This window comes from Curtobacterium sp. MCLR17_039 (assembly GCF_003234745.1).
Taxonomy (GTDB): Bacteria; Actinomycetota; Actinomycetes; order Actinomycetales; family Microbacteriaceae; genus Curtobacterium; species Curtobacterium flaccumfaciens.
Genome location: NZ_QKTF01000002.1, coordinates 309,665 through 326,746, shown reverse-complemented (window position 1 = coordinate 326,746; position 17,082 = coordinate 309,665). Strand labels below are relative to the sequence as shown.

General features: G+C 70.3%; 13 protein-coding genes. 2 read left to right on the top strand and 11 right to left on the bottom strand.

From position 1 onward, the window contains the following. Positions 1-42: 42 nt before the first annotated feature. Positions 43-960 carry an SDR family NAD(P)-dependent oxidoreductase gene (locus DEJ00_RS03445; protein ID WP_111056416.1) on the bottom strand — a complete coding sequence of 306 codons (918 nt, stop codon included), beginning with the start codon at positions 958-960 and terminating at the stop codon, positions 43-45. Further along, positions 950-3,022: an excinuclease ABC subunit UvrB gene (uvrB, locus tag DEJ00_RS03440; RefSeq protein ID WP_027465695.1), complete on the bottom strand. Its 2,073-nt coding sequence runs from the start codon at positions 3,020-3,022 to the stop codon at positions 950-952. The genes DEJ00_RS03445 and uvrB overlap by 11 nt, the downstream gene beginning before the upstream one ends. Before the next feature lie 170 nt (positions 3,023-3,192). Here uvrB and DEJ00_RS03435 point away from each other — a divergent pair, with 170 nt between their 5' ends. Beyond that, positions 3,193-4,521 (top strand): MFS transporter, encoded by a 1,329-nt coding sequence (locus DEJ00_RS03435; RefSeq protein WP_071244739.1) that lies wholly within the window; start codon positions 3,193-3,195, stop codon positions 4,519-4,521. A gap of 221 nt (positions 4,522-4,742) precedes the next feature. Here the strand turns inward: DEJ00_RS03435 and DEJ00_RS03430 are convergent, their stop codons facing one another. From DEJ00_RS03430 to polA, 7 genes are all read right to left on the bottom strand, one after another. Next, positions 4,743-6,038: an acyltransferase gene (locus DEJ00_RS03430; protein ID WP_111056415.1), complete on the bottom strand. Its 1,296-nt coding sequence runs from the start codon at positions 6,036-6,038 to the stop codon at positions 4,743-4,745. Then, entirely contained in the window at positions 6,035-7,531 is a 1,497-nt protein-coding gene (locus DEJ00_RS03425) for a class I adenylate-forming enzyme family protein (protein ID WP_111056414.1), read from the bottom strand. The genes DEJ00_RS03430 and DEJ00_RS03425 overlap by 4 nt, the downstream gene beginning before the upstream one ends. A gap of 22 nt (positions 7,532-7,553) precedes the next feature. Beyond that, the gene (locus DEJ00_RS03420) at positions 7,554-8,597 is read right to left on the bottom strand and encodes a hypothetical protein (protein WP_146247865.1); all 1,044 of its coding nucleotides are present in this window, start codon (positions 8,595-8,597) and stop codon (positions 7,554-7,556) included. Beyond that, a complete protein-coding gene (coaE, locus tag DEJ00_RS03415; RefSeq protein ID WP_111056412.1) occupies positions 8,594-9,196 on the bottom strand; it encodes a dephospho-CoA kinase in 603 nt (200 codons plus the stop codon). Before coaE ends, DEJ00_RS03420 begins: the two co-directional genes overlap by 4 nt. 92 nt (positions 9,197-9,288) lie before the next feature. Then, the gene (rpsA, locus tag DEJ00_RS03410; RefSeq protein ID WP_027465699.1) at positions 9,289-10,764 is read right to left on the bottom strand and encodes a 30S ribosomal protein S1; all 1,476 of its coding nucleotides are present in this window, start codon (positions 10,762-10,764) and stop codon (positions 9,289-9,291) included. Between the two features lie 158 nt (positions 10,765-10,922). Then, a complete protein-coding gene (locus tag DEJ00_RS03405; RefSeq protein ID WP_111056411.1) occupies positions 10,923-12,602 on the bottom strand; it encodes a DUF885 domain-containing protein in 1,680 nt (559 codons plus the stop codon). A 50-nt stretch (positions 12,603-12,652) separates the two neighbouring features. After that, entirely contained in the window at positions 12,653-15,322 is a 2,670-nt protein-coding gene (gene polA, locus DEJ00_RS03400) for a DNA polymerase I (RefSeq protein WP_111056410.1), read from the bottom strand. A 101-nt stretch (positions 15,323-15,423) separates the two neighbouring features. On the opposite strand from polA, the gene DEJ00_RS03395 reads away from it, so the two are divergent. Continuing rightward, a complete protein-coding gene (locus DEJ00_RS03395) occupies positions 15,424-15,792 on the top strand; it encodes a PaaI family thioesterase (RefSeq protein WP_111056460.1) in 369 nt (122 codons plus the stop codon). Between the two features lie 24 nt (positions 15,793-15,816). Here the strand turns inward: DEJ00_RS03395 and DEJ00_RS03390 are convergent, their stop codons facing one another. Then, positions 15,817-16,287: a GNAT family N-acetyltransferase gene (locus DEJ00_RS03390; protein WP_111056409.1), complete on the bottom strand. Its 471-nt coding sequence runs from the start codon at positions 16,285-16,287 to the stop codon at positions 15,817-15,819. A gap of 109 nt (positions 16,288-16,396) precedes the next feature. After that, entirely contained in the window at positions 16,397-17,002 is a 606-nt protein-coding gene (locus tag DEJ00_RS03385; RefSeq protein ID WP_017887240.1) for an ANTAR domain-containing response regulator, read from the bottom strand. Between the last annotated feature and the right edge of the window lie 80 nt (positions 17,003-17,082).

Genomic DNA, 17,082 nt, shown 5'->3' with positions numbered 1-17,082 from the left:
CGATTCTACGAAGCGGCACCGACATTCGGCCGGGATGGAGGGTCAGACGAGTGCGTCGAGAGCGAACGCGACACCCGATGCACGCTCGCTCGCCGCCCAGAGCTGGGCTGCGACCGTCCGGTCGTGCGCCCGTGGTTCGGCCGCGACCACCGTGGCCGGGCCACGGAGCTGCATCCAGCCCGCCGGGCCCCAGTACTCCCCCGAGCGCACGTCCGCACCGACGGCAGCGTGCACGAGCGGCTGGGCGCCGACGTCCTTGCCCTGGGCGACGAGGCGCTGCGCCGGACGGATCCACTCGGGTTCGGGCCGTGTCGGGCTGACGTCCGGGCGGGCCGGGGACAGTCGGTCGAGCGACAGGCCCGGGTGCGCGACGACGCTCGACACGGACGACCCCGAGTCCGCCAGTCGTTCGGCGAGCTCGAAGCCGAACAGCATCACCGCGAGCTTGCTCCTGGCGTACTGGCGGTGGCTCGAGTACCGACCGACCCCGAGTGGATCGGTCGCGTCGAGCTGGGCGAACCGGTGGGCGATCGACCCGAGGTGCACGACCCGGCCGGCTCGTCGTTCGAGCAAGGGCAGGACCAGCGCGGTCCACGCGAAGTGTCCGAGGTGGTTCGTGCCGATCTGCAGTTCGGTGCCCTGCGCCGTGCTCCCCCGCGTGGACGCCCCGACGACCCCGGCGTTGTTCACGACCGCGTCGACGCCGTCGGGTTCCAGCGCGGCGAGTTCGTGGGCGGCCGCGTCGATCGAGTCGAGGTCGGCGAGGTCGAGGTGGACGTGGGCGAGCGAGGCCCCGTCAACGTGCCGCCGGATGCTGCGCTCGGCGGCCTCCGCCCGGCGGCGGTCGCGCGTGGCCAGCACCACACGGTGCCCCGCCGCGGCGAGCTGCTCGGCGGCGTGGTAGCCGAGCCCGGCACTCGCACCGGTCACGACGACCGTCCGGGCGCCGTCAGCTGACATGCCCGGCCGACTCCATCTGGCGCAGGGCCTTCTTCAGGTCCTGCACCTCGTCGCGCAGTCGCGCCGCGAGCTCGAACTTCAGCTCGGCCGCAGCCTGCAGCATCTGGTCGTTCAGGTCGGCGATGGTGGCGCCGAGCTGCGTCGCGCCCTCGCCCGCGATGCCGCCGCGCTTGAGGTTCGGCGTGGGCGACCGACGACCGTCGGAGCCTGGGCGACCCTGCAGGAGCGCCTTCGTGTCGTCGTTCTCGCGCTGCAGGACCTCGGTGATGTCGGCGATCTTCTTGCGCAGCGGCTGGGGGTCGATGCCCCGCTCCAGGTTGTAGGCGACCTGCTTCTCACGACGGCGATCGGTCTCCTCGATCGCGGTCTTCATCGAGTCGGTCATCTTGTCGGCGTACATGAGCACCTGGCCCGACACGTTGCGGGCAGCGCGACCGATCGTCTGGATGAGCGACGTCGACGAGCGGAGGAAGCCTTCCTTGTCGGCGTCGAGGATCGCCACGAGCGACACCTCGGGCAGGTCGAGGCCCTCGCGCAGCAGGTTGATGCCGACGAGCACGTCGTAGACACCCTGCCGCAGCTCGGTCAGCAGCTCGACGCGCTTGAGGGTGTCGACGTCGGAGTGGAGGTACCGAACGCGCACGCCCGCGTTCCCGAGGAAGTCGGTGAGTTCCTCGGCCATGCGCTTGGTCAGCGTGGTGACGAGGACGCGCTCGTCCTTCTCGACCCGCTGCTTGATCTCCTCGAGCAGGTCGTCGATCTGGCCGTCGCTCGGCTTGACCACGATCTCGGGGTCGATCAGGCCGGTCGGGCGGATGATCTGCTCGACCACGCTGTCGGTGACACCGAGCTCGTAGCGCCCGGGGGTGGCCGACAGGTAGACCTTCTGCCCGACGCGCTCGAGGAACTCCTCCCACTTCAGGGGGCGGTTGTCCATCGCGCTCGGCAGGCGGAACCCGTGCTCGACGAGGGTGCGCTTGCGCGAGGCGTCGCCCTCGTACATCGCGCCGATCTGCGGCACGGTGACGTGCGACTCGTCGATGACGATGAGGAAGTCGTCGGGGAAGTAGTCGATCAGGCAGTGCGGTGCTTCGCCCGGACCACGGCCGTCCATGTGCCTGGAGTAGTTCTCGATGCCCGAGCAGAACCCGATCTGCTCCATCATCTCGATGTCGAACGTGGTGCGCATCCGGAGGCGCTGGGCCTCGAGCAGCTTGCCCTGGCCCTCGAGTTCGGCGAGCCGTTCCGCGAGTTCTTCCTTGATGGAGGCGATCGCCCGGTGCATCACGTCGGTGTCCGCGACGTAGTGCGAGGCCGGGAAGATCGACACGGCGGGCAGGTCGTCGATGACGTTGCCGGTGAGGGGGTGCAGCGACGAGAGCGCTTCGATCTCGTCGCCGAACATCTCGATGCGGATCGCGTGCTCTTCGTACATCGGGATGATCTCGATGGTGTCGCCGCGAACCCGGAACGTGCCCCGGGCGAAGTCGACGTCGTTGCGCTGGTACTGCATGGCGACGAACTTGCGGACGAGCTGGTCGCGCGAGATCGTCTGGCCGACGTGGAGCGCGACCGATGCGTTCATGTACTGCTCGGGGGTGCCGAGACCGTAGATGCAGGAGACGGTGGACACCACCACGGTGTCGCGCCGGCTGAGCAGCGAGTTCGTCGTGGAGTGCCGGAGCCGTTCGACCTCGGCGTTGACCGAGGAGTCCTTCTCGATGAAGGTGTCCGTCTGCGGGACGTACGCCTCGGGCTGGTAGTAGTCGTAGTACGAGACGAAGTACTCGACCGCGTTGTTCGGCATCAGGCTGCGGAACTCGTTGGCGAGCTGCGCCGCGAGGGTCTTGTTGTGCGCGAGCACGAGCGTCGGCCGCTGCACCTGCTCGATGAGCCACGCGGTCGTCGCCGACTTGCCGGTACCGGTCGCACCCAGCAGCACGACGTCGGTCTCACCGGCGTTGATCCGCCCGGCGAGTTCCGCGATGGCCGCGGGCTGGTCGCCACTCGGCGAGTACTCGCTGATGACCTCGAACGGACGCACCGCTCGGGTCGGTTCGATCGCAACACCCATGGGGACAACGGTAGTCGGCACCCCTGACACCGAGGCCCCCTGCTCGCCCTCGGCGTATTGTCCGCTGCAAGCAGGCTCCAAGTCGACTGATGGTGGCCGGGCATACCGTCCGATCCGTTCAGTCACCCGACTCCTTCCCACTCCCCCGAAGAGGCCTCATGACCACGGCGACCCCGGCCGCACCGATCAAGGGCACCCCGTTCCGCGGACGCATCCGCGGGCGCGTGCTCGTCCTGCTCTGCTGCATGTACGCGATCTCGTACATCGACCGGACGAACATCTCGACCGCGCTGCCGCACATCACCGAGGAGTTCGGGTTCAACGAGGCGACCGCCGGCCTCATCGTCTCCGCGTTCTCGTTGCCGTACGCCCTGCTGCAGGTGTTCGGCGGCACGATCAGCGAGAAGTTCGGCCCGCGCAGGGCGCTCTTCGTCATCACGGTGATCTGGGGCGTCGCGACGCTCTGGACCGGGTTCGCGGTCGGCTTCTGGACCCTCTTCGCCGCACGGGCCCTGCTCGGGCTGAGCGAGGCCGCCGCGTTCCCGACCGCCACGCAGGCGATGAGCCGGTGGATCCCCCGCGACCGGAACGGCTTCGCCCAGGGCGTGGTCCACTCGGCGGCACGGCTCGGCAACGCCCTGGCGCCGCTCATCGTCGCCTGGGTGATCGGCGCGACGGGCAGCTGGCGCTGGGCGTTCTTCGCCACCGCGGTGCTGTCCCTGGCGTGGGCCGTCGTCTGGTTCGTCTGGTTCCGCGACAAGCCCGAGTCCGCGAAGGGCATCACGCAGGTCGAGCTCGCCGAGCTCCCGCCGGTCGAGACCCGCGCGACCCGTCCCCCGGTGCCGTGGCGGCAGATGGCGAAGCAGATCCTGCCGGTCACCTTCGTCGACTTCGGGTACGGCTGGACGCTGTGGGTGTTCCTCACGTGGCTCCCGACGTTCCTCAGCTCCACCTACGGCCTGGAGATCGGCGACTTCGCGCTGTTCACCACCCTCATCCTGCTGGCCGGTGTCGTCGGGGACACGGTCGGTGGGATGCTCAGCGACCGCATCATCCACCGCGGCGGGAACACCCGGAACGCCCGCCGCACCATCCTGGTGATCGGGCTCGGCGGCTCACTCCTCTGCCTCATCCCGCTCGTGATCGGGCAGGGCCTGCTCGTCGCGACGATCTCGCTGGCCCTGTCGTTCTTCTTCCTCGAACTCTGCAACGCCAACCTCTGGGCGATCCCGATGGACGTCGCGCCGCAGTGGTCCGGCACGGCCTCGGGCTTCATGAACACCGGGTTCGGCATCGCCGGTGTGGTCTCGCCCATCGTGTTCGGCCTGCTCATCGACGCCTCGGGCTGGCAGGTGCCCTTCGCGCTCTCCTGCGTCCTGCTCGGAGCCGCGGCCGTCGTCGCCTGGTTCATGAAGCCGCAGCGGCTGACCTCCACCGACGGCGTCCTCGAGATCGGCACCCCGAAGGCCGAGCAGCGCCCGGCCTGAGGGCGACGCGCGGAACGGGCGCCGGCCCTGGTGGTCCGCACGCGACGGCCTGGAGGCGCGGGTCGGGCCCGCCACGTGCCTCCAGGCTGCCCGCCCCGCGTCCACCGCCCCGCACGGCTGGTGCGAGGTTCCGGAGTCCGTGGGACGGCGTCACCATCGCACCACGGACGGAACCTCGCACGAGAGCTGCGCGGTGCGCGGTGCGCTCTGCGCGCGGGCGCTCAGCGCGCGGCGCGCCGCCCGACGTCGTCGGTCTCGCCGACGAGGGCGTCGTCCGGCTCAACCGGTTCCGGGGACCGCGGGGGCACCGTCGCGGCCGCGGAACGACGCGCCCGCGCCGCTCTCGACGCCCGCGAGGACAACGACGGCCGGCCGGTCAGCGGCACGCTGAGCGGCGTCCGCCGGAACAGCTCGGTCACCGCGACGGACAGCACCAGCACGAGCACGTAGGTGACGAGGGTGAGCCACGGCCGTGGCACGACCGCCTCGAGCCAGCTGTCGCCGTGGAGCAGGATCCAGATGACGAACGGGTGGCTCAGGAAGATGCCGAACGAGCGATCGGACGCGTAGTCGACGAACCGGGCGGTGCGGCTGCCGGGTTGCCGGCGGTCCGCCCAGGCGGCGCCGATCGCCAGGAACCCGACGAACACCGCGGTGCTCCAGACCACCTGGATCGGCTGCAGCGGTGTCCCCGCGGCGTAGAGGGACTGCCCGAGGCCGACCTGCAGCGCCCACACGCCGAGGGTGAGCCCACCGACGCCGGCGAAGGCCCACAGCACCGAACGCCGGTGGACCCGGATGAACCGCAGGAACGCGTCCGCGTGGTCGGCGGCGATCGCCCCCGAGACGATGAAGAAGACGTACGAGAAGAAGAACTGCTTCTGGTACCCCTGCATCCACGCGTCGCTCGCCGGGAAGTACTTGTACCCGGCGAACACCACCAGCTGGACCAGGAACGCCACGACCAGCACGGTGACGTGGTGCCCGCGGGTCCGGCGCACCAGCCAGACGATCACCGGCAGGAGCAGGTACACCTGCATCGTCACGAGCAGGAAGTACAGGTGGTACCACGAGGTGCCGGTGACGATGCCCTCGGCCGCGGTGCGCACCAGGTCCGGGACGTCGCCACGGCGGGTCGGGCTCAGCAGCCACGCCGCCGCGACGTACACGAACGACCACGCCAGGTACGGCACGCCCACGAGCAGGAACCGCTTCGGCCAGAACTGCGCCATCGGCCGCGGCCGCAACGTGTAGCTGTACACGAGCACGAACGCGGTCAGCGAGAAGAAGACCAGCCGGGTGAAGTGCAGCAGTGCGAGCAGCGCGTTCAGCCCGACGTCGTCGGCGGCGGAGGTGTGGCTCGTGGTGTGCACCCCGATCACGCACGCGAACGTGAGGATGCGGAGCACGTCGACCTCGTACAGGTGCCGGGGCTTGCCCTCGGCCGTGCGCGTCGGCGTCTGCACCCCCGGCTCACCGCCGATCGACGCCGGGGACACGCGTGCTGGTCGGTTCACGAGGGTCGGGCCATGGTCCGGACCTTCGCACGCTGCACCTTGCCGGTGGGTGCACGCGGCAGGTCGGGCACGACGATGACCTCGACCGGTCGGCGGAACCGCGTCAGGTGCGCCTCCGCCCGGGCCACGAGATCAGCCACGAGGGCTGCGTGGTCGACGGGTTCGTCGGGCTGCGGGATCACGTAGGCGATGGGGACCGCACCGAGCACGTCGTCGGGGCGGCCGACGACGACCGCCTCGAGCACACGTGGATCGCCGAGCAGGACGTCCTCGACCTCGGACGGGTAGACCTTCTCGCCACCGCGGTTGATGACGTCGTCGGAACGCCCGGCCAGGGACACCCAGCCGTCCGCGCTCAGGGAGCCGACGTCACCGGTGTGGAGCCAGCCGTCGGCGTCGAACCGCTCGGACGCACGGCCCCCGAGGTACCCGCGGACGATCCCCGGACCACGCACCCACAGGGCGCCGATCTCGTCGGCGGCCAGGAGCGAGCCGTCCTCGCCGCGGACCTGCACCTCGGACCCGACCGGCACCCCGACGGTCCCCGGCCGGGCCGGTTCGTCCAGCGGGGTCGCCGTGATCTGCGAGGCACCCTCGGTCATGCCCCAGCTCACGACGAGCGGCACGTCGCCGAGGGCGGCGCGCACGGGATCGGGCAGCGGCGCCGACGCACTGCGCACGAACCGCAGGCCCGACGGGAACTCGAGCGGCCCGGTCTTCGCCAGGACGGCCAGGACGGCCGGGACGGCGTTCAGCCAGGTGACCCGTCGTTCGGCGAGCAGGTCCCAGAAACCGGTGCGGCGGAAGCGCCGGTCGAGCACCAGGGTCGCGCCGGCGACGAGCGTCGCGAGCAGCCCGACCACCTCGGCGTTGACGTGGAACAGCGGCAGCGAGTTGAACCCGCGGTCGTCCGGCACCAGCCGGTTGTGCCGCGCGACGGCCCGGGCGACGAACAGCAGCTGCGTCTCGGGCAGCTCGACGCCCTTCGGCGTGCCGGTCGACCCGGAGGTGAACAGCACGACGGACCCCTGACCCGGCGCGTGCGGGCTGTCGGCGGGCAGGTCGCCGTCACGGACGGCGGTCGGGAGGAACGTGGCGGGGTCGATCCCGCTGGCCGGCGCCCCGGGGACGGTCGCGTCCACCGCGCGGTCGGACACGACGATGGACGCGCCGCCGATCAGGTCGGCGAGACGGCCGGGCTCGGTGGCCGGCTGGCCGGTGTCGACGGGGATCGCCCGGAGACCTGCGGCGACGGCGCTCAGGTGCACGACCGCGAACGCGAGCGGGTCGCCCACGTCGACCAGGACCGCACCCGACGGGGCCATGCCGATCGCGTCGAATGTCCGCGACCAGGCGGTGACCGCGTCGTCCAGCGCACGGTACGTCAGGACGCGCTCGGAGCGAGCGTCCTCGAGGAAGCGGCGCTCGCCCCCGTCGGCCGCACGGGCCCGGATGAGCGAGCGCAGGTCGGGTTCATCGCGAACGGGCTGCACGCAGGAAGGCTATTGCGCGACCCTATGAGCGGTCGGAGGGAACAGCGGGATCTGTGGAGAACCGGTGCAGCATCCACTGCCAGAGCGGGAGCATCCGGGGAACGCCCTCACGGGTGAGCGGTGTCGAGTCCTTGATGATCAGGGAGTGCGCCTTGCCGTCGCCGCCGAGGTCGGTGAGGATCGCGTGCGGGTCCGCGCCGGCGAGGGGCGGGGTGGTGTCCGTCTCGAACGGCCCGGACACGCCACTCAGCCCGAGGACGTCCCACGAGCCGGTGATGCGGGGGCCGAACGTGTCACGGACGTCGTCGATGGCGTACATCCGGTCGACCGGTGTCCGGCCAGGGCGGTCCATCCACGCTGCGTGCGACGGCCCACGGGACTCGACGGGCGAGGAGAACATCAGCGCGCCGTGGACACTGCGGATGTGCGCGATGTACGCCGCCTCTCCGCCGCCCTGCGAGTGTCCGGCCACGACGACGTCGTTCCAGACGATGCGGTCGTCGCCCTGGACGAACCGCCCCCAGCCGCCGTCGGGGTCGTGGTCGTCGAGGTAGGCGACGGCGTCGCGGAAGCGCGAGACGATGGACCCGGCCGGACTGACCGCGCTGAACTCCGACGGCCGGGTGCCGTCGAAGCGGTTCCGCTGGACCATGCCGTAGCAGCGCGCGTCCGCCTCGCACGTGCCGGACAGCGTGCGACCGAGGTTCCAGTAGTCGAGGCCGAGCACGTGGTAGCCGTCGGCCAACGCGGCCCCGAGGAACCGCTGGTACTCGGCCGGACGGGCCCGGGTCGCGGGCAGGAACAACAGGAGCGGACCGTCGGCCGACGTGCGGGCGGCGAAGTCGTCGCGGTTCGGGGTGAGCCGCTCACCGTTCACCGTGCCGAGCCGGAACCGGTGGAACTCGCCGTCAGGCCCGTGTTCGTCACCCGACGGCCGCTCGTGCACCGCGACCCGGCCGTTGTCCGCCACACGCTGGGCACCGAGGACGTTCGCGGCGACGAGCGAACCGGCCCCGATCGCCACGAGGACGATCGCGGCGAGGACCAGCAGCAGACGGTGACTCATGCCGTGATCCGCGCCCACACCTCGTCAGCGGAGCGGATCGTCTGCTCGAGCGTCCCGGTGGCGTCGACGACGTGGTCGGCGAGGGCGAGACGCTCGGCATCGCTCGCCTGGGCGGCGACGCGACGCTCGGCTTCGTCACGGGCCATCCCGCGGTGCTCGACGAGCCGTTCGATGCGCTGCGCCGCGGGGGCGTCGACCACCACGACCGCGTCGAACCGGAGCGGGCGCGAGCCGCGGGCCTCGGCGAGCAGCGGCACGTCGTAGACCACCACGGCGTCGGGGTCGGCGGCCTCGGCGGCGTCGAACGCCTGCTGCGCGAGCCGCCAGACCTCGGGGTGCGTGATGGCTTCGAGGTCCTTCCGCGCCGCGGCGTCTGCGAACACGATCGACCCGAGCGCCGGCCGGTCGAGGGAACCGTCGGCGGCGATCACCGACGGTCCGAACCGCTCGGCGACCTGCGCCAGGCCCGGGCTGCCGGGTGCCACGGCGTCCCGCGCGAGTCGGTCGGCGTCGACCACGACGGCCCCGTGCTCGGTCCAGCGCCGGGAGACGGTCGACTTGCCCGCGGCGATGCCGCCCGTGAGTCCGATGATGTGCACGGCAACAGGGTAACGACCCCGATGCCCGGAAACGCCGGAAGCCCGGCACCCTGTCAGGGGTGCCGGGCTTCCGGTCGGGACGAACCGCTCGATCAGTTGTTGGTCGAGCTGAGCTTCTCGCGGAGTGCAGCGAGCGACGCGTCGTCGGCCAGGGGGCTTGCGCCACCCGTCTCGCCGGCGAACGACGAGGTCGACGACGACGAGGAAGCCGTGGCCGGGAGGTCGAAGCCACCCTGCGCCTCGTCGGCGATGGTCTTCGCGACCTGCGCCTTGTGGGCTTCCCAACGCGCCTGGGCGGCCGCGTACTGGCCCTCCCACTCGGTGCGCTGCGTGTCGTAGCCCTCGAGCCACTCGTTGGTCTCCGGGTCGAAGCCCTCGGGGTACTTGTAGTCACCCTTGTCGTCGTACTCGGTCGGCATGCCGTAGAGCGCCGGGTCGAACTCGTCGCTCTCCGGGTCCACGCCCTCGTTCGCCTGCTTGAGGCTGAGCGAGATGCGGCGACGGTCGAGGTCGATGTCGATGATCTTGACGAAGACCTCGTCGTTGACCGACACGACCTGCTCGGCGAGCTCGACGTGCTTGTTCGAGAGCTCCGAGATGTGCACGAGCCCCTCGATGCCGTCGGCAACGCGGACGAAGGCACCGAACGGGACGAGCTTCGTGACCTTGCCCGGTGCGATCTGACCGATCGCGTGGGTGCGGGCGAAGACCTGCCACGGGTCCTCCTGCGTCGCCTTGAGCGAGAGCGACACGCGCTCGCGGTCCAGGTCGACCTCGAGGATCTCGACGGTGACTTCCTGACCGACCTCGACGACCTCGCTGGCGTGCTCGATGTGCTTCCAGCTGAGCTCGGAGACGTGGACGAGACCGTCGACGCCGCCGAGGTCCACGAACGCACCGAAGTTGACGATCGAGGACACGATGCCCTTGCGGACCTGGCCCTTGTGGAGGTTGTTGAGGAACGTCGTCCGGGACTCGGACTGCGTCTGCTCGAGGAGCGCACGGCGCGACAGGACCACGTTGTTGCGGTTCTTGTCGAGCTCGAGGATCTTGGCCTCGATCTCCTGGCCGAGGTACGGCGTGAGGTCGCGGACACGACGGAGCTCGATGAGTGAGGCGGGGAGGAAGCCACGGAGGCCGATGTCGACGATGAGACCGCCCTTGACGACCTCGATGACCGTCCCGGTCACGACGCCGTCGGACTCCTTGATCTTCTCGACGTCGCCCCACGCACGCTCGTACTGCGCACGCTTCTTCGACAGGATGAGGCGGCCTTCCTTGTCCTCCTTCTGGAGAACCAGGGCCTCGACCTCGTCGCCGACCTCGACGACCTCGTTGGGGTCGACGTCGTGCTTGATCGAGAGCTCGCGCGAGGGGATGACGCCCTCGGTCTTGTAACCGACGTCGAGGAGGACCTCGTCGCGGTCGATCTTCACGACGGTGCCGGAGATGAGATCACCGTCGTTGAAGAACTTCAGGGTCTTCTCGACCTCGGCCAGGAAGTCATCAGCCGAACCGATGTCGTTGATGGCGACCTGCTTAGGAGCCTTGGTCGTAGTGGTTGTCATGTAGAGATTGCTCCGAACGGACATGAGTCGGGCCATGGCGTGCGGGGACTCGGCCCCCGTGGTGCACCGCCGTGGCGATTGATTGAGTGGCGCGGATTGCGCCGCACAAGTCTAACCGCACCGGCGGAGGCCCCACAACCGGGCGTGTCGACGGCGCGTCACCCGACCAGCGCGGTCCGGAGGGTGTCGAGGCCGATGCTGCCGAGCGAGAGCGCCCGGTGGTGGAACGCCTTCAGGTCGAACTCGGCTCCCTCGCGCGCCGCGACCTCGTCGCGGATGGACTCCCAGACGCGCTGGCCGACCTTGTACGAGGGTGCCTGCCCCGGCCACCCGAAGTACCGGGCGACCTCGAACCGGACGAACGCCGGGTCCATGTTGACGTTCTGCCCCATGAAGTCGAGCGCGTACTCCCACGTCCAGCCGCCGCCGTCGGGGTTCGTCTTCTGCAGGTGCACGCCGATGTCGAGCACGACGCGGGCCGCACGCATCCGCTGCCCGTCGAGCATGCCGAGCCGGTCGCCGTCGTCGTCGAGGAACCCGAGCTGCTCCATCAGCCGCTCGGCGTACAGCGCCCAGCCCTCGACGTGCCCGGAGGACCCGGACAGCTGTCGGCGCCAGGTGTTCAGCTCGCCGCGGTTGTAGACGCCCTGGCTGATCTGCAGGTGGTGTCCGGGGACGCCCTCGTGGTAGACCGTCGTCTTCTCGCGCCAGGTCCCGAACTCGGTGACGCCCTCGGGCACGGACCACCACATGCGGCCGGCACGGGAGAAGTCGTCGGAGGGGCCGCTGTAGTAGATGCCGCCCTCCTGCGTGGGGGCGATCCGGCACTCCAGACGACGGATCGGGTCCGGGATGTCGAAGTAGGTTCCGGCCATCGCGGCGATCGAGGCGTCGCTCGTCTCCTGCATCCACCGCTGCAGCGCGTCGGTTCCGTGCAGGATCCGGGACGGGTCGGTGTCGAGCACCTCGATCGCCCGGGCGACGCTCGCGCCGGACTCGATGCGGTCGGCGATGCGCTCCTGCTCGTCCCGCATGCGCGCCAGTTCCTCGAGGCCCCACTCGTACGTCTCGTCGAGGTCGACGACCGCACCGAGGAACCGGCGCGAGTGCAGCTCGTAGGCTTCGCGACCGACGGCGTCCACCGGGGTGGCGAGCGGCAGCAGCTCGTGCTCCAGGAACTGCCCGAGCGAGCGGTACGCGGCCGAGGCGACCTGGGCTCCGCGGGTGAGCTCGGCGCGGAGCGTGTCCGGCACCGGCGAACCGTCGTCGAACGCGGCGCCTTCGGCGAGGCGCGCGAAGAAGCCGTCCTCGGCGCCGTTCCGCGCTGCCTGCTCGGCGACCAGGGCGACCTGGCGCTTGGCCGGGGTGACGTCTTCGCGGGTGCCCTCGAGCAGGGTCTCGCGGATGCCCTCGAGGGCGTCCGGCAGCGCGTGCAGCCGGCTCGCGATGTCCTGCCAGTCGCCCTCGGTCGCGGTCGGCATCAGGTCGATGATCTCGCGGACCGACTGCGCCGGGCTCGCGATGACGTTGAGGTCGCGGAGGTGCAGCTTGCGCTCGTACGACTCCTGCACCAGGTCCAGCTCGGCGCCGAGGTCGGCCTTCGTCACCTGGTCCACGGAGTCGACGGCGGGAGCGGCGTCGAGCGCACGCTTCGCACCGCGCGCGGCCTCGGCCATCGAGGCGGCACCGGCGGGCGAGGTGTCGCCATACTCCCCCGTGCGCCCCGGGACGCCGATGTACGTGGCGGTCGTCGGGTCGAGGTCGACGAGGGTGGTGACCCAGTCCTCGGCGACGCGGTCGACGGCGGACGGCTGGCGGACAGGACGCTCTTCGCTCATGCCCCGACCCTACCGACCCGTGGGTCGACAGGACCCCCGGGCCGCCCGGGTCAGTGGGCGGCGCTCTCCCAGTTCGGCCCCACGCCGACCGAGACGTCGAGCGGGACGCTCAGCTCGGCAGCGCTGCCCATCCGGTTGCGGAGGATCTCCTCCACACGCTCCTGCTCACCGGGCGCGACCTCGAGGATGAGCTCGTCGTGCACCTGGAGCAGCAGGTGGGACTGCAGCTCGCCCTCGCGCAGGTCGTCGGCGACCCCGAGCATCGCGATCTTGATGATGTCGGCGGCCGAACCCTGGATCGGGGCGTTCAGCGCGGCGCGTTCGGCGTTCTCACGCAGGACCCGGTTCGGGCTCTTCAGGTCGGGGAACGGGCGACGGCGACCGAAGATCGTCTCGGTGTAGCCGTCCTCGCGCGCCTGCTCGACGACGTTGCGCAGGTAGTCGCGCACCGCACCGAAGCGGGCGAAGTACTCGGTCATCAGGGTGCGGGCCTCGGACTGCTCGATGCGCAGCTGCTTCGACAGACCGAAGGCACTCAACCCGTAGGCCAGGCCGTAGGACATCGCCTTGACCTTGGTGCGCATCTCGTTGGAGACCTCGGACGGGTCGACGCCGAACACCCGGGCGCCGACGAAGCGGTGCAGGTCCTCGCCCTCGTTGAAGGCCTGGATGAGCCCCGGGTCGCCGGAGAGGTGCGCCATGATCCGCATCTCGATCTGCGAGTAGTCGGCGGTCACGAGCGTCGTGTACGGCTCGGCGACCGCGAACGCCGACCGGATCCGGCGACCGACGGCCGTCTTCACCGGGATGTTCTGCAGGTTCGGGTCGGTCGACGAGACCCGGCCGGTGCTCGTACCGGTCTGCTCGTAGCGGGTGTGGATGCGCCCGTCGACCACGGCGGCGTCGAGCGTGTCGACGATCTGCCGGAGCTTCGTGGCGTCGCGGTGCTGCAGCAGGAGCCCGAGGAACGGGTGCGGGTGCTGTTCCTGCAGGTCGGCCAGGCTCGCGGCGTCGGTCGAGAACCCGGTCTTGGTCTTGCGGGTCTTCGGCATCGCGAGCTCGGTGAACAGGACTTCCTGCAGCTGCTTCGGCGACCCGAGGTTGACCTCGTGCCCGATCTCGGCGAAGGCCTGCTGCGCGAGTTCGGCGGCGCGCTCCCCGAGTTCCTTGGACAGACCGGTGAGCACCGGGCGGTCGATGCCGACACCGATGGTCTCCATGCCGGCCAGCACCGACACGAGCGGCAGCTCGATGTCGTCGAGGACCTGCAGCGAGGACGCGTCGATCCGGGCGCGCAGGGCCGTGGTGACGCGGAGCACGAACCACGCGTGCACCCCGACGTTGACCGGGTCGGTCTCGGGGACCAGCTGGTTCGGGTCGGCCGTCGGCAGTTCTTCGCCGAGCTCCTGGTAGACGAGGTCGGACAGCGGCTGCCCCTGCTTGCCGGGCTGCGCGAGCCACCCCATGATCCGGGCGTCGCCGGCGATGCCGTTCACGACGAAGCCGGCGGTGCCGAGCGCCTTGATGGCGGCCTTGGCGTCGTGGAAGTGCTTCGGGGCGTCGGAGGCGAACCAGGCCGAGAGCTGCTCGTAGTCCTTCGCGCCGCTGCCACCCGGCACCAGCACGGCGTCGTCGTGGGTCGCGATGCCGATGGCGCTGAGGCGTCCGTCGATGACCTCGACCGCGACGCCGTAGCCGTTCGCTGCCTCGGTCGCGTTGCGGCGCTCGAGCCAGTAGCCGAGTTCTTCGTCGATCAGGGTCTTGACGAGCGGCGGGGTCGGCGCGCCGTCGGTGACGGTGCCCTCGGCAGCGGGCTCGGCGGGGTCGCCCGACCCGGCCACCTTGAAGACGCGGTCGAGCAGCGTGCGGAACTGCAGCTTGGCGAAGAGCTCGCGCACCGCGGTCTCGTCGACCGGGCGGAGCGCGACGTCGGCGGGACCGACGGGCAGCTCGACGTCGGTGACCAGGCGGTTGAGCCGGCGGTTCCGGATCGCCCGGTCCTGCTGCTCGCGCAGGTTGTTGCCGACGACGCCCTTGATCTCGTCGGCGTGCTCGAGGACGCCGTCGAGCGACCCGTACTGGGTCACCCACTTGACCGCGGTCTTCTCGCCGACCTTGTCGATGCCGATCAGGTTGTCGCTAGTCTCGCCGACCAGAGCCGCGATGTCCGGGTACTGGTGGGGTTCGATGCCGTACCGCTCGTAGACCTTGTCGCGGTCGTAGCGGGTGAGTTCGGAGACACCGCGGACCGACGGGTAGAGCAGCGTGACGTCGTCGTTGACGAGCTGGATCGAGTCGCGGTCACCGGAGACCACGTAGACCTTGAAGCCCTGGTCGGCACCCTGCTTGGAGAGGGTCGCGAGGATGTCGTCGGCCTCGTAGTCCTCTTTCGTGACGGTGGTGATGCCCATCGCCTCGAGCGCCTGCTGCAGGAGCGGGATCTGTCCCTTGAACTCGGCCGGGGTCTCGGAGCGGGTGCCCTTGTACTCGGCGTACTCACGCGTGCGGAACGAGAACCGGGAGATGTCGAACGCCACCGCCAGGTGGGTGGGCTTCTCGCGCTGCAGGAGCATCAGCAGCATCGAAATGAAGCCGTGGATCGCGTTGGTGTGCTGCCCCTCGCGGTTCACGAAGCTGTCGACCGGCAGCGCGTAGAAGGCCCGGAAGGCGAGCGAGTGGCCGTCGATGACCATGAGGGTAGGCTTTGCGGAGTCCGACACCCGGACAGCCTACCGACGCCCGCTGACACGGAAGGTCGACGCAGACCGTGACCGACGACACCACATCGACCACGATCGATCCCCGCATCGACGAACGCGGCATGGGCGAGCTTGCCGAGAAGATGGGCATGGTCATCACCGAGCTCTCGGCCGAGCGCGCGGTCGGTTCGATCCCCGTCGAGGGCAACCGTCAGCCGGTCGGCCTGCTGCACGGCGGTGCCTACGTCGTCCTCGCGGAGAGCCTCGGTTCGATGGCCGCGAACGTGCACGCCGGGCCCGGCCGCTACGCCGTCGGCATCGAGCTCAACGCCTCGCACTCCCGGAGCGCCATGAGCGGCATCGTCACGGGCACGTGCACCGCCATCCACCTGGGCGGCACGCTCACCACCCACGAGATCGTCCTGACCGACGACCAGGGTCGCCGGTGCTCCACCGTCCGGATCACGAACATGATCCGCGAGCGTCGCTGACCGACGGACCGACGGACCGACGGCTCAGTCCTCGGGCGGACGCTGCAGCAACAGGCGGGCGTCGCCGAACCCGAGCCTCCGGTAGAGCCGCTCGCCGTCCACGCTCGAGTGCACCGACGTCCGCTCCACGCCGAGTTCGTCGGCGAGCTCCAGCAGGGCCGTGACGAGCCGACCGGCGACGCCGGAACCGCGCAGCTCCGGGTGCACGTAGACCGTCTGCAGCTCAGCGGCGAACCGGTCGCCGTCGACGTGCGGCGCCGGCGGTCGCGGGTTGACCGCCAGCCACGCCATGCCGAGCACCACACCGTCCCGCTCGGCGACGACGCACCGGTGCGACTCCCGGTGGTCGACCGCGAACCCCGTCATCGCACGGCGGTACTCGTCCGGCGTCTGCACCGGCGTGCGGCCGTCCTCGTCGACGCTCCACCGCCACCGCAGGTCGGCCACCGCCGGCATGTCGTCAGGCCGGGAGGCCCGGATCACCACGTCGTCCATGGGCCCAGCCTGCCAGGTGGTCGCGGCACACGCCCCGCCCCCGGACGCAGGAACGCCGCCGACCCCAGGGGGTCCGGCGGCGTTCCGTGAGCGACGGTGGAGCGCTGGACTACTTCTTGGCGCTGAGCTGCTCGATGATCGCCTTCGCGACGTCGTGCATGGTCAGGCGGCGGTCCATCGAGGCCTTCTGGATCCAGCGGAACGCCTCGGGCTCGGTGAGGCCCATCTTCTCGTTCAGCAGGCCCTTGGCGCGGTCGACGAGCTTGCGGGTCTCGAAGCGCTCGACGAGGTCGGCGACCTCGGCTTCGAGCGTGATGATCTGCTGGTACCGCGAGAGGGCGATCTCGATCGCGGGGAGCAGGTCGTTCGGGGTGAAGGGCTTGACCACGTAGGCCAGCGCGCCGGCCTCGGTGGCACGCTCGACGAGGTCCTTCTGGCTGAACGCGGTCAGCAGGACGACGGGCGCGATGTGGTTCTTGGAGAGCTTCTCGGCTGCGGAGATGCCGTCGAGCTGGGGCATCTTGACGTCCATCACGACGAGGTCGGGGCGGAGGTCGGTCGCGAGCTGGACGGCGGTCTCACCGTCACCGGCTTCACCGACCACGTCGAACCCGTTGTCGCGGAGGATCTCCACGATGTCGAGGCGGATGAGCGACTCGTCCTCGGCGACGACGACGCGACGGGGTGCTGGTGCTGTTGCTTCTGTGTCACTCACGGACGAAAGCCTACTAGACGACGGAAGTGCCGTATCCCAGACCCACCGGTTTGGTACGAGTGGCGGGACGCGGATCCGAA

Coding starts and splice junctions, on each gene's coding strand:
- DEJ00_RS03420 (WP_146247865.1), bottom strand. CDS start 8,597: ATGAGTCACCGTCTGCTGCTGGTCCTCGCCGCGATCGTCCTCGTGGCG.
- rpsA (WP_027465699.1), bottom strand. CDS start 10,764: ATGACAACCACTACGACCAAGGCTCCTAAGCAGGTCGCCATCAACGAC.
- DEJ00_RS03445 (WP_111056416.1), bottom strand. CDS start 960: ATGTCAGCTGACGGCGCCCGGACGGTCGTCGTGACCGGTGCGAGTGCC.
- DEJ00_RS03435 (WP_071244739.1), top strand. CDS start 3,193: ATGACCACGGCGACCCCGGCCGCACCGATCAAGGGCACCCCGTTCCGC.
- DEJ00_RS03390 (WP_111056409.1), bottom strand. CDS start 16,287: ATGGACGACGTGGTGATCCGGGCCTCCCGGCCTGACGACATGCCGGCG.
- DEJ00_RS03395 (WP_111056460.1), top strand. CDS start 15,424: ATGGGCGAGCTTGCCGAGAAGATGGGCATGGTCATCACCGAGCTCTCG.
- DEJ00_RS03405 (WP_111056411.1), bottom strand. CDS start 12,602: ATGAGCGAAGAGCGTCCTGTCCGCCAGCCGTCCGCCGTCGACCGCGTC.